This window comes from Citrobacter sp. RHBSTW-00887, assembly GCF_013728095.1.
Taxonomy (GTDB): domain Bacteria; phylum Pseudomonadota; class Gammaproteobacteria; order Enterobacterales; family Enterobacteriaceae; genus Citrobacter; species Citrobacter braakii.
This window is the reverse complement of record NZ_CP056267.1, coordinates 2,326,128-2,339,502: the sequence shown is the minus strand read 5'-3', so window position 1 is coordinate 2,339,502 and position 13,375 is coordinate 2,326,128. Positions and strand designations below refer to the sequence as shown.

Sequence of the window (13,375 nt, the reverse complement as noted above, 5' to 3'; positions counted from 1 at the left end):
TCATATTCAGGCTTTGGCCCGCAAAGTATCGTGCGACGCCTGTCCGTTATCAGGCGTCGCCACCATTTCTGTTTCTGCATTAAATTCATTACGTTGCTTGCCGTGGAAGCACAGCCAGCCGATAACCATGCCTATCGCCACAATCGCCGTCAGCAGGCAATAAAGAACCACTGGCCCCGCGCTCAACAGCACAGGAGTGACGAACGCCAACAAGCCGCAGGTCAGACGGGCGACACCGACAATCACCCCTTGCGCGGTGGCGCGTAGCATGGTGGGGAATGACTCTTGCGCCCACACTTTCATGATGCCTTCGAAGGCAAATCCTGTGCCGATATTGGTAAACAGCAGGCAGCAGAACCAGGAGAGCGGCGAGAAATTAAACAGTACCGGCACGAAATAACCACCGGACATCATCACCGCGCCAAAAATAAAGAATGGAACCCGTTTTGAGGTATCAACGACGCGCATAAACATCAACCCAGACGCCACGCTCACTGGCAGAATCAACAGCCCCCACAGCGAGTGCGTGCTGACGGAAATGCCCACCACATTTACCGCTACATAAGCCCCAAACTGCCCGCCGGTATTGGCCGCCAGATTGGTGAAGGTATAAAAGATGCACAGCGAGATAAACGGCCACAGGTATTTGCCTTCGAGCAGATCGCGCCAGCCAGTTTTCTGCGCCCGCACGGTGGCGATGCCACGACGCAGTTCATCCTTTGCCGCCAACCACAGTGGCGACTCAGGGATAGACCAACGCAGGATCATCAGCACAACCGCCACCAGCCCAACGTGCATATACATGATTTGCGCGCCAATCAGCCCCCAGTCGCCGACGATAGCGGAGATCCCCATCGTGGCGCCAATTCCCACCAGCCAGAGTAAATTGGACAAGCCGATAATCTTGCCGCGGTTTTCATCGTTCGCCGCTTCGGAGATAGTCGCCAGAGAGACAGGTAAATCAGCCCCTGTCGCCAGCCCCACCAAGAGTGTGCCCAGCACCAGGAACGGGAAGTTCAAACCAAAGGCCAGCGCCAGCGTGCCGATAAAAATCATCGCCATCGTAATAATAAAAACATTACGACGACCAATACGGTCTCCAAGACGACCGCCACCAAAAGCCCCAGCGGCAATACTCAGCGTTAATAATCCAGATAAAATGCCAATTTGTAGTGCAGTAATACCCATTGTTTTTTGATAAATGACTAAGGCTGTACCACTGGAAACAATAGCCGCCGAATCAATATATGATGCCATTCCAGACACCACCCCAATATACCAGGGGTTAGGTGTTTTATTTTTTGACATAACGATTCCCTTAAATTTACAGATAGTAAGGCGAGAAATAAGCGTATGGCCTATCCCCGTCACGATGGATAGTAGTAATAATTTTTTATTGTTATTAACCTAACAATTAAATAGCTATTAAAACTCGTGAATGAAGTTCACGTTCATGGGTTGGAGGATAATGAAAATACCGTCGGTACGATTCAGTCAACCTGATCGCATTCATAAAACCACAACGTGCCGCAATTTCACTGATGGTTTTATCCGTAGTGCGCAGTAATTCTTGAGCTTTTAATACACGATACAACATCTGGAATTTAACCGGAGTATAACCGGTCACTCGCTTAATTAAGCGATACATCGTGCGCCTGGCGACACCGTTATCATCACTCAACACATTCCAGTCCAAATGACGCAAGCTACTGGTCTTGAGCATACGGATCAGGTTGGCTCGCCCTCGCTCATCAGGGCTAAGCGCCTCGGTCTGGCGGTCGCACTGGCAAAGCGTGTTGATGATGTTCAGCAAAGCGACTTCACACAATGAAAAATAGAGCACGTCATAGTTACTCTCGTTACGTGAGATTATCTCCTGGCTCAATACCTCAATACGCGCCAGCGCTCCCTGAGTTAACGCCAGCGCGGTAGGCTGTAGAAGTTTTTCTTTTATACAATCGAGCAAATTATCAATGTGCTGTAAAAAATGAAAACTGCGCGGGCGACGAATCAATATATTAATAACCGACAGATTATTAGTTGAAACATAACTATGGGTATCGTTAGCGGTCACTAAAAAAAAGTCACCCTGACAGATAAAACGAACCAAGTCATTAATAATATGAAACCCGCTACCGCTACGGACAATCACCAGTTCATCAAAATCATGCCCGTGCACACCTTCCATTAATTGGTTATTCATCGAAAAAAGACAAAACGCATGTTGCTCTGAATGAAAAAAATCATTCTCACGTAAAATTCGCATATCTCCCCCGCCGCTATTCGAGTAAAACACTCGGGATATCGATAAATAACCTACTGACATAATATATTGCCTTGCACCGATAACCATTTAACTGCAATTATTATGACAAGTCTATATATCGCACTGTCACTCAGGCGTAACCTGCTGTGACCTCAGCATCATTTCGGCAAATAACCGCCAAGTTATGGCATAAAAAAGAGGATATACGCCGTGCAGATGAACCCACTTCATCCAGGCATTCAACCGGATACGAATCATAGTGCAGGGCACATTGTCCCGACTGGCGGCCCAATAACCCTGCGGGATCCACAAAAGCGCAGCGCTCGGTATGCAGCGTTCGAACCCGTTCTGGCAACGTCACCGTAAAAATGGATAGTAAATAAAGAGAACGATAGGTATCTGTAGGCCGGATAACGCACAAGCCGTTATCGGTTAGAATGCCCGGCGGCGAGCGCCTGCCGGGCCAGCAAATAAAAACGCTACGGATCAGAACCCGAGGCTATCCAGCAGGTCGTCAACCTGATCCTGACTTGCCACCACGCCGGCTTTTGAGGTGTCAACCTGCGGGCCGTTAAGCAAGCTTTCGTTTTCACGTTTTGGACGAGCGCCCTGCTCTGGAATGTTTTCCAGCAGAACCATCAGCAGCTGACGTTCAATCTCCTGGATAACATCCATCATGCGCTTGATGACCTGACCGGTGAGGTCCTGGAAATCCTGCGCCATCATGATGTCCAGCAGTTGAGCGTTAGTAAAGCTGGTATGCCCTGGCACATCACCCAGGAACTGGCGGGTATCGGTGACCAGTTCACGGGCGTCAGACAGCTCGATCGGATTTTCGAACCATTCATCCCAGCGTTTGGTCAGGTCTTTGGCCCCTTTTTCCATCGCGTCCTGGTGCGGCTGCGAAGCTTCCACACTGTTCAACGCGCGCTCTGCCGCCTGTGCGGTCATCTGCACAACGTAATCGAGACGATCGCGGGCATCGGGAATCGCTTCTGCCGCTTCGGCAATAGCCTGATCCAGCCCCAGTTCACGCAGGCTGTCGCGCAGCATTCGGGTCAAACTGCCGATGCGCGCGATGATGTCCCCGGCTGAATGTTCGTCAGCAGGTTTAATTTGTGGTTGCATCATCATTATCACACCCTCACATGCCCAGTTTCTCAAAGATTTTATTGAGTTTCTCTTCTAGCGTCGCCGCCGTGAACGGTTTCACGACATAACCACTGGCGCCAGCCTGTGCCGCCGCAATGATATTCTCTTTCTTCGCTTCCGCCGTAACCATCAGCACCGGCAGGGCGGACATTCCGCCATCAGCACGAATGGTTTTCAGCAGTTCCAGGCCATCCATGTTCGGCATATTCCAGTCGGAAATGACAAAACCAAATCCCCCAGCCTGCAGCTTATTCAGCGCGTCCACGCCGTCTTCAGCCTCTTCAACATTGTTGAAACCCAGTTCTTTGAGCAGGTTACGCACGATGCGACGCATGGTGGAAAAGTCATCCACAACCAAAAACTTAAGCTCTTTATCCGCCATAAAAAATAAACTCCTGATTCAAATACGTATTGCCTGTCCGGCACTGATTTTCGCCAGCATTTGCTGGCTTACCTGGCTAAGATCGACCACTTCGCTTACGCCACCCATATTGATGGCCTCGCGCGGCATGCCGAACACCACACAACTTGCTTCGTTTTGCGCAATGGTCCAGGCACCCGCCTGGTTCATCGCTAACATTCCGGCGGCGCCATCGTTGCCCATACCCGTCAGGATCACTCCCACGGCATTACGCCCCGCATGTTTTGCCACCGAATGGAACAGCACATCCACTGAAGGCCGATGCCGGTTAACCGGTGGACCATCATGAATTTTGATCTGGTAGTTCGCCCCGCTGCGCGCCAGTTCCATATGCTTGTCACCAGGGGCGATATACGCATGCCCTGGGAGCACGCGCTCCCCGTCTTCAGCCTCTTTCACGGTGATCTGACACAGTTTGTTCAGACGCTCGGCGAATGAGCGGGTAAATCCTGGCGGCATATGCTGGGTAATAAGAATACCGGGACTTGAAAGCGGCAATGGCTGGAGTACATGGCGAATTGCCTCTGTTCCTCCGGTTGAGGCGCCAATCGCCAGCAGTTTTTCAGAACTGAGTAACGGCCCCGCTTTCAAGGTCACCTGTGCCGTCATGGGTTTGTGGGCCGCCAGTTTTGCCCGCGACGCGGTGCGGATCTTCTCAGCGATCATTTCGCTGTAGGCCAACATCCCTTCACGGATCCCCAACTGTGGTTTGGTGACAAAATCAATCGCCCCCAACTCCAGCGCCCGCAGCGTGACCTCAGAACCTTTACCGGTCAGCGAAGAGACCATAACCACTGGCATCGGACGCAGACGCATCAGTTTCTCAAGAAAGTCGAGGCCGTCCATGCGCGGCATTTCCACATCCAGCGTCAGGACGTCGGGATTGAATTTTTTGATTAAATCCCGGGCAACCAACGGATCCGGCGCCGTCGCCACCATTTCCATATCACTGTGGCTGTTAATAATTTCGGTCATGATTTGACGCATCAGTGCAGAATCATCAACCGATAAAACCCTGATTTTACTCATGCTTTATCCTTACCTGGCGCATGCGCATACACCGTCTGTCCACGCAAGCTAAACTCGCGCACGAGGTTGCTAAAGTTTTCTGAATGACCTGCAAACAGCAGCCCATCTGGTTTAAGAAGTGGAACAAAACGGTGCAAAATGTCCTGCTGCGTCGTTTTATCAAAATAGATCATCACGTTACGGCAAAATATGGCATCGAAGGGGCCTGGCACGTTGTACTGCTTATCCAGTAAATTCACGCTGGAAAATTCAACATGCCCCGCCAGTTCCTGCCGAACGCGTACCAGTCCTTCATGCGGTCCGGTGCCACGCATGAAATAACGCTGTAGCTGCTGCGGTGACAGCGTCTTTAGCTCATCAAGGCGGTAGATGCCGCTTCTGGCTTTTTCCAGCACTTCGGTATCAATGTCGCTGGCAAAAACACGCCAGCGGCCCGGAGCCATACCTAAGGTATCGGCGAGCGTAATCGCAATGCTGTACGGCTCTTCTCCGGTTGACGCCGCCGCGCTCCAGACACGGTATTCACCGCTGCGCCGACGAGCATGATCTGACAGCACTGGAAAATGATGCCCTTCGCGAAAAAATGCGGTCAGATTGGTGGTCAGGGAGTTAATAAAAGCCTGCCACTCAGCACTGTTCTGGTTAGCTTCCAGCATGCTGAGATAGCGACCAAAGTCATCCAGTCCCAGGGTTCGCAGACGGCGGACCAGGCGGTTATAAACCATGTCCCGCTTATGGTCGGCCAGTACGATCCCCGCACGCTGGTAGATTAATTGACATATCCGACGAAAATGCGCGTCAGACAGCGCGAGGCGCTGTGTCATCTGTAACAATAATGACGTTTGCCCAGGGGGCAGAGATGATGTCATAGCGCCTTCTCAATCACATTCAGGATACAACGGGCACAACCTGCGGCTGCGCCAATTCTTGTTTTGCTACGGTTTGCTCTTCAAGCTTAAAAAATGCGACACAGGCAGAAAGATTATCGGCCTGCATGGCAAGTTGTCCGGTGGCGGATGCGGCTTCTTCCACCAGCCCGGCGTTTTGCTGCGTCACAGAGTCCATCTGGCTGACGGCCTGCGCCACCTGCTCGATGCCTCTGCGCTGTTCATCAGAAGCAGAGGCAATCTCGCCCATGATGTCGTTAACCCGGGTAACCGAGCTGACAATTTCCGTCATGGTGCGCGCTGCCATATCAACCAACTGCGAGCCCTGATGCACTCGGGTGACAGACTCCTCAATGAGCCCCTTAATTTCTTTCGCCGCCTGTGCGCTACGGCTTGCCAGATTGCGCACTTCGCCCGCAACCACGGCAAAACCACGCCCCTGCTCACCCGCGCGAGCGGCCTCAACCGCAGCATTCAGCGCGAGGATATTGGTCTGAAAGGCAATGCTGTCAATCACGCCGATGATGTCGCCAATTTTCTGCGAGCTCGCGGAAATCTCATGCATGGTGCTGGCGACCCGGGACGTCTGTTCGCCGCCTTTATGTGCTGTATCTGCCGCACTTTTGGCAATTCCTGACGCCTGGCGCGCGTTATCCGCATTCTGCCCTACGGTTGCGGTCAGTTGTTCCATGCTGGCTGCCGTTTGCGCCAGCGCGGCCGCCTGCTGTTCAGTGCGCGAAGACAAATCGTTATTACCCATCGCGATTTCTGAAATGCCGCTATGCATGGCTGAGCTGCCCTGGCGTACTTCGCTTACCGTTTCACGCAGTGCCTGCTGCATTTTCTTCAGACTGGCAAAAATAGCTGAGATCTCATTGCGCCCATAAACCGCTACCGGCCGGGCCAGATTACCCGCGGCAATGCTGTCGAAATGACTGCCCACGATCGCCAGCGGCTGGACAATCATCTTGCGCGACCAGTACAGCGCACCGCTGGTGAGCAGTGCCGCCAGTACCACCATGGTGGCGAAAATCACCCCCGACATATGGTAATTTCGCTGGCTCTGCTCTCCTGCCGTTTGCAACACGCGATCGATGTTGCTCTGCCACGCATTCACATTTGCATCAAAAGCATCCTGAGCAGCCTGCACCGGCGCGGTCAGAAAATCTGACAACTGATTGTTTTCAAGCCAGGTGGCCTGATGCGCGAGAGCGCTGTGCCACTGGCTGAAACTTTTCTCCGTTGCGCCAAACAGCGCCTTCCCTTGTGCCGTCGTATCCGATGTCGCCATAAAGCGTTTAAACATCAATTCAGACTGCGCCAGGCTATCACGTGCGAGGGTCATCAGCGTGTTGATATCCTCTGGCGGATAGCTCAGGGCGGTCAGCGTCCCTGCCTTATTAAGGGCCGTACTGGCCTGTAATAACACAGCGCGGGTTTGGGCCAGCGCAGCGCGTTGCTGATTACTTCGTTCGACCTGATTCAGGTTCTGAAAACCGTCCCGAAATGCCCAGAAGGACAAGCCATTACTGCCAATCTGCAAAACACCGCAGAGGATTAAAATCAAAAACAGCGTGGTCGAAATTCGAATACGATTAAACATCAACGCTCCCATTGGGCGGCACTGGCCGCGGTTTAACTATCAGTCAAAATGTTTCCCAATTCGTATCTTGCTCATTGTTCTGGCGCGGATAGGATGCGGCCGCCGTTGCAGGTAATCGTGTATCGCGCGGCTTAGCCGACGCCGGACGTGACGCAAGGCGGAAAGTCGACACCGACTGCGTCAGGCGGCTGGCCTGTTCTTCAAGAGCAGCGGCAGCGGCAGCCGATTCCTGTACCAACGAGGCGTTCTGCTGCGTAACGCGATCCATCTCGGATACCGCGAGCGCCACCTGATCAATCCCCCGGCTTTGCTCGTCGGAAGCCGAGGCAATCTCGCCCATAATGTCGGTCACCCGCGTTACGGCATTTACGATGTCGTTCATCGTTTCGCCTGCGCTTTCTACCAATACGGACCCGGTATCCACTCGGGAAACCGAATCCTCAATCAACGCTTTGATCTCTTTCGCTGCCTGCGCACTGCGACTTGCCAGATTACGCACTTCGCCCGCAACCACAGCAAAGCCACGGCCTTGTTCACCGGCACGCGCCGCTTCAACCGCCGCGTTCAGTGCGAGAATGTTGGTTTGGAAAGCAATACCATCAATAACGCTGATGATGTCGGCGATTTTCTTCGAGCTATCGGCGATTTCGTGCATGGTGTTCACCACGCTATCAACCACTTTGCCGCCATGCTGTGCGGTATCGGAGGCGCTTTTCGCCAGTTGCGAGGCCTGACGCGCGTTGTCCGCATTTTGCTTCACGGTTGCGGTCAACTGTTCCATGCTGGCTGCGGTCTCTTCCAGCGCAGAGGCCTGCTGTTCAGTACGAGATGAAAGGTCGGTGTTCCCGCTGGCAATTTCGCTGGTCCCGGAATAAATCGCATCAGAACCTTCACGCACCAGGGTGACGGTTTCCGTCAGCGAGCGCTGCATATGATCAACCGTACTGGCCAGCTCGCCGATTTCATTACGACCGCTGACGGCCAGGGTCGCGGTCAGGTTACCGCTGGCGATTTCCCGAATATGGGCAATGACGCGAGACAGAGGATTAAGCAGGGTATGGCGGATGCCGTACCACACCACCACCAGAATCAGCACCAGCACTACGGCCAGCACGCCAAGCTGCCATTGGGCGAAGTGGTAATCCCGCGCACTTTTATCGAATGCCTGAGCGTAAAGTTTTTCGCTAACGCTGGCGTACTTGCCCAGCGCCTCACCGAGCGCGTTTTGCATTCCCTGAGTCGGTTGCGCGAAATAGGCGTCCATATTGCCGTTCTCCAGAAACTGAACCAGTTCTGTTAAAGCCGCATGGTACTGCTGATACTTCTCCTCAACGTTACCGCTGGCTTCTGCCATCTCGGGTAACGGTGTGATGTTTTTAAATTTTGCGTAATGTGTTTCGGCCTGCGCCAACGATGCTTTCGCATTCTTCAGCAGATCGTTTTTCGCGCTGCTTTGCTGGTTGGACGCGTCCATCATCATGCGTGCAGAAGAACGGCTTAAATTGATACGTGTTTGCAGCATCAGATCCCATGTTGAGGTGAGTTCACTTTGCTGCTGTCGAAGATCGTTAGAAATAACAAAACTTTGCTGATTCTGCTGCAATGAAGAAAACAACAGACCACCGGAAACAAGCTGTAGCAGTGCGAAAACCCCCAGCACCATCATCAGCATTGTGACAACGCGGATACGGTTAAACATAAGGCACCTTCCTGAAAACGAGTTATCAACGTTATCGGCAGTCGCTGAGATAACTTTACGTTTGCGAAAAGGAAATCCTGAAGGGACGTGAAGCCTCGCGGAAGGAGGGGAAGACGGGTGTACGGCAACCACAAATCATTCACATAAAAACGTCACAATTATCATGTGAATAACATTCAAATTTATCTGTGGGCGCGGTCATATTGGATGAAATAGTCATTATTTCGTGACCAAGATCACAAATACATATCCTCTGCACCACAACAAAATGGATAAAAAATTAAAAAAAGTTGTATCAGCTGGCGCTTTAATTCAATTTATATGATGAATACTTAGTTACCAATTAATAAATATAAAAAATGAGTAACCGAACAATAAATGTTAAATCCTTACTGAGGGCTTTTTAGTGGCAAATGCAAACAAACTCACGTTGTTTATCGTGATCTTCATGTTGGCGGGGATCCTGTCAGGGGCGGTGATCCACTCTTATGCCGCCCCCGGCGTAGTGACCGCCTGGGCCGATAATATTACGCTTCTCACCGACATCTTTTTGCGCCTGATTAAAATGGTGATCGCACCTTTAGTATTCAGCACCCTGACCGTTGGTATTATGCGCCTGGGGGAAACGTCCACCATCGGGCGCGTAGGCGGCAAAGCGATGATCTGGTTTATCAGCTCTTCCATACTGTCTATTCTGGTCGGTCTGTTTGTGGTTTCTCTTGAGCAACCCGGCAGCGGGCTGAACCTGGCGATCCCGCTGGAAGCCACTGATACCGGCCTGGCCGTGAGCGGCATGAGCCTGAAAGGTTTCCTGACTCACACCATCCCAACCAGCATAGCTGGGGCGATGGCCAACAATGAGATCCTGCAAATTGTGGTGTTCTCGATGTTCTTCGGTATTGGTGGCGCTTCCCTTGGTGAGAAGTTCAATGCCCCGCTGGTTGCCGCGCTGGATGTGGTCTCCCACATTATGCTTAAGGTGACTGGCTACGTGATGTACGTTGCGCCGCTGGCCATTTTCGCCGCCATTTCCTCCGTTATCTCCACCCAGGGTTTGGGGATCCTGCTTAACTATGCGTCGTTCATCGGCGGCTACTATGTGGCTATTTTGCTGACCTGCCTGGTTCTGCTGGCGGTGGGTTATGTCATGCTGAAAAAAGAGGTTTTTCGCCTGGTAAGCATGCTGAAAGATCCGGTTCTGGTCGCATTTACTACCAGCAGCTCGGAAGCCGCCTATCCGAAAACGCTGGAGCAATTAACCAAATTTGGTTGCTCGCCCAACATCGTGTCATTTGTATTGCCTATCGGTTATTCATTTAACCTGGTCGGCTCGATGGTTTACTGTTCATTTGCCTCGATGTTTATCGCGCAGGCCTATAACATTCACCTCTCCTTTGCAGAAATCACCGTCCTGATGCTGACGCTGATGCTGGCGTCAAAAGGGATTGCCGGCGTGCCGCGTTCTGCGCTGGTGGTGCTGGCAGCAACCATTCCGAGCTTTAATATTCCGGTTGCCGGGATTCTGTTACTGATGGGTATTGACCACTTCCTGGATATGGGACGTTCAGCAATCAACGTATTAGGTAACGGGATTGCAACGGCGATGCTGGCACAAGATGAGGGTTTACTGGAAGAAGAACCGGAGCTGGTTGAGCGGGAAGCGTAAAGGGAAATCTACCGGATGCGCTACGCGTATCCGGCCTACAACAGCAATGATTGTAGGCCGGGTACGGTATAGCGGTTACGCGACGTGGCTGGCGGCAATATCCAGCAGCGCCATTTCTTCGCTATTGAGCAGCTTCTCAATGTTAACCAGAATCAGCATCCGGTCACCCAGCGCCCCCAGTCCCGTCAGGTATTCCGTCGACAGCGTTACGGCAAATTCCGGTGCCGGACGGATTTGATCCGTTGTCAGCGACAGCACATCCGAGACGCCATCGACCACAATCCCGACCACCCGCTGGCCCAGATTCAGCACAATCACCACGGTGTTTTCGTTGTAATCCACATCGCTCTGGCTAAACTTCACGCGCAGGTCAACAATCGGCACAATCACACCGCGCAGATTGGTGACACCTTTGATAAACGCAGGCGTGTTAGCAATACGCGTCACCTGATCGTACCCACGGATTTCCTGCACTTTCAGGATATCGATACCGTACTCTTCATCCCCCAGCGTAAACACGAGGAATTCCTGACCTGACGGTTCGCCGGCCAGTTTAGTTACATTACTCATACCGGTCATATTATTCCCTTCTCACTCAATCAGGCGGCTGTGATCGCCACACGTTGTTCGCGGTTTAATCCCTGCAATGCAGAGACATCGACAATCAGCGCGACGCTGCCGTCGCCGAGGATCGTTGCTGCAGAAATACCTGGCACTTTGCGGTAGTTGCTTTCCAGGTTTTTGACGACCACCTGGTGTTGACCAATTAACTGATCGACCAGCAGCGCGTAGCGACGCCCTGCACTTTGCAAAATCACCACAATGCCTTGAGTCGCTTCGGTTTTTGCGCCTTCAACCTCAAAGACTTTCCACAGCTCAACCAGCGGTAAATATTCGCCACGCACTTCCAGCACGCGCTCTCCTCCGGCCAGCGGATGGAGATCTTCTTCGCGCGGTTGCAGTGATTCCATAACGGCATTCAGCGGCAGAATAAAGACTTCGTCGGCCACGCGCACGGACATGCCGTCGAGGATCGCCAGCGTCAGCGGCAGCAGAATTCGGATAGTCGTCCCCTGTCCCTGTTTGGACTGGATCTCAACATGGCCCCCCATCTCCTGGATATTTCGCTTCACCACATCCATACCCACGCCGCGGCCAGAGACATCCGTCACCTGTTCAGCGGTCGAGAAGCCCGGGGCGAAGATCAGCATACCGACTTCGTCATCGCTCATGTTTTCGTGGATCGGCATCACCTGGGAGATAGCTTTGGCGAGGATTCGTTCACGGTTCAGACCGGCGCCATCATCGGTGACTTCAATACAGATATTCCCGCCCTGGTGCTCCGCGGAAAGCGTCAGATTACCGATTGGGCTTTTCCCGGCTTCAAGGCGTTTTTCCGGCAGTTCAATACCGTGATCGAGGCTGTTACGCACCAGGTGCGTCAACGGATCGATGATGCGTTCAATCAGGCTCTTGTCGAGTTCGGTTGAGCTTCCCACCTGTGTCAGTTCGACCTGTTTACCCAGCTTACCGGCCAGGTCACGCACCAGACGCGGAAAACGACTGAACACATACTCCATGGGCATCATACGAATCGACATCACCGACTCTTGCAAGTCGCGGGCGTTACGTTGTAACTGACCCATACTGGTGATGAGATCGCCATGATTGACGGGATCCAGTTCGTTAGAACGTTGTGCCAGCATAGACTGGGTGATGACCAACTCACCGACCAGGTTAATGAGCTGATCGACCTTCTCAACCGCTACGCGGATGCTGGTTGACTCGCTGGCGCGGGCGGGTTTGTCGCGTTCCGCGCGTCCGTTTGGCGCTTCGCTGGCGGCGGCTTTCGCCGCTGGCGCAACGGCAACCGGCTGCGGCTTCGCGACAACGGCTACCGTTTCTGCTTCAGCTTCAGTTTCAACGGCTACGGGCGCTGCGCTGACGGTTTCGAATTCAATCTGATCAGCTTCAATCACAAAGCACAGCACTGCGATGATGTCATCTTCTGCGAGGTTGCCATCAAGCGTTGCTGACAACGTGTCGCTCCCTTTCACCACATCGGTTAAGGTCGCCAGGTTCCCCAGCTCCTCCTCCAGTAAATCCACTTCATTGGCTTTCAGGCGCGTGAGAATAATGCGTTTCTTGCTCTCTTCGCTTGCGGACTCAGGCTGTGCAACCGCCTCTTCCTGCATTGCAGCGCTGTCAACAACGCTCAGTTTTGCGGTGTTGACGACTGCCGGTGCGGTTTCACCTTTCGCTTCGAGCGCTAACTGTCGTAACGCATTACAAATGTACTCAAAGCTGGCGGCATCCGGCTCCTCTGAGTTTTTATAGGCGTCGAGCTGTTCCTGCATAATATCTTTCGTTTCCAAAAACAGGTTGATAATGTCGGCATTGAGCTGCATCTCGCCACGCCGCGCTTCATCCAGCAGGTTTTCCATCAGATGGGTCGTTTCCTGCAAAATGGTAAAGCCGAAGGTGCCCGCCCCGCCTTTTATCGAGTGCGCAGCACGAAAAATTGCATTCAGCTGTTCGGAATCCGGGGCTTCAGGAACCAAATCAAGCAGGTGTTGCTCCATGTCAGCCAACAGTTCGTCAGCTTCATCAAAAAATGTTTGATAAAAATCGCTTATATCCATGCTCACGCTA

General features: G+C 52.6%; 11 protein-coding genes. 1 reads left to right on the top strand and 10 read right to left on the bottom strand.

Going from position 1 to position 13,375, the window contains the following annotated elements:
- Nucleotides 1-6: 6 nt before the first annotated feature.
- The 8 genes from HV314_RS11135 to tar form a co-directional block, all read right to left on the bottom strand.
- Nucleotides 7-1,308, bottom strand: a complete 1,302-nt coding sequence (locus tag HV314_RS11135; RefSeq protein WP_016156809.1) for an MFS transporter — start codon at nt 1,306-1,308, stop codon at nt 7-9.
- Nucleotides 1,309-1,414: 106 nt separating this feature from the next.
- On the bottom strand, nt 1,415-2,266 hold the full coding sequence (locus tag HV314_RS11130; RefSeq protein ID WP_115190498.1) for a helix-turn-helix domain-containing protein: 852 nt from the start codon (nt 2,264-2,266) through the stop codon (nt 1,415-1,417).
- A gap of 486 nt (nt 2,267-2,752) precedes the next feature.
- Nucleotides 2,753-3,397: a protein phosphatase CheZ gene (gene cheZ, locus HV314_RS11125; protein ID WP_029139578.1), complete on the bottom strand. Its 645-nt coding sequence runs from the start codon at nt 3,395-3,397 to the stop codon at nt 2,753-2,755.
- Nucleotides 3,398-3,410: 13 nt separating this feature from the next.
- Complete coding sequence (gene cheY / locus HV314_RS11120) at nt 3,411-3,800, bottom strand: chemotaxis response regulator CheY (protein ID WP_016153434.1); 390 nt, start codon at nt 3,798-3,800, stop codon at nt 3,411-3,413.
- 18 nt (nt 3,801-3,818) lie between these two features.
- Entirely contained in the window at nt 3,819-4,868 is a 1,050-nt protein-coding gene (locus tag HV314_RS11115) for a protein-glutamate methylesterase/protein-glutamine glutaminase (RefSeq protein WP_016153435.1), read from the bottom strand.
- Complete coding sequence (cheR, locus tag HV314_RS11110) at nt 4,865-5,737, bottom strand: protein-glutamate O-methyltransferase CheR (protein WP_016153436.1); 873 nt, start codon at nt 5,735-5,737, stop codon at nt 4,865-4,867. Before cheR ends, HV314_RS11115 begins: the two co-directional genes overlap by 4 nt.
- A gap of 19 nt (nt 5,738-5,756) precedes the next feature.
- Nucleotides 5,757-7,358 carry a methyl-accepting chemotaxis protein IV gene (gene tap, locus HV314_RS11105; protein ID WP_046275661.1) on the bottom strand — a complete coding sequence of 534 codons (1,602 nt, stop codon included), beginning with the start codon at nt 7,356-7,358 and terminating at the stop codon, nt 5,757-5,759.
- A 43-nt stretch (nt 7,359-7,401) separates the two neighbouring features.
- Nucleotides 7,402-9,057, bottom strand: coding sequence for a methyl-accepting chemotaxis protein II (tar, locus tag HV314_RS11100; RefSeq protein ID WP_046275660.1), 1,656 nt, complete (start codon nt 9,055-9,057; stop codon nt 7,402-7,404).
- A 406-nt stretch (nt 9,058-9,463) separates the two neighbouring features.
- Between tar and HV314_RS11095 the strand changes: the two genes are divergently transcribed.
- Entirely contained in the window at nt 9,464-10,723 is a 1,260-nt protein-coding gene (locus HV314_RS11095; protein WP_047358309.1) for a dicarboxylate/amino acid:cation symporter, read from the top strand.
- 75 nt (nt 10,724-10,798) lie between these two features.
- Here HV314_RS11095 and cheW read toward each other — a convergent pair whose 3' ends face one another.
- Nucleotides 10,799-11,302, bottom strand: a complete 504-nt coding sequence (gene cheW / locus HV314_RS11090; protein ID WP_003034638.1) for a chemotaxis protein CheW — start codon at nt 11,300-11,302, stop codon at nt 10,799-10,801.
- A gap of 20 nt (nt 11,303-11,322) precedes the next feature.
- Complete coding sequence (gene cheA / locus HV314_RS11085; RefSeq protein ID WP_181548009.1) at nt 11,323-13,371, bottom strand: chemotaxis protein CheA; 2,049 nt, start codon at nt 13,369-13,371, stop codon at nt 11,323-11,325.
- Between the last annotated feature and the right edge of the window lie 4 nt (nt 13,372-13,375).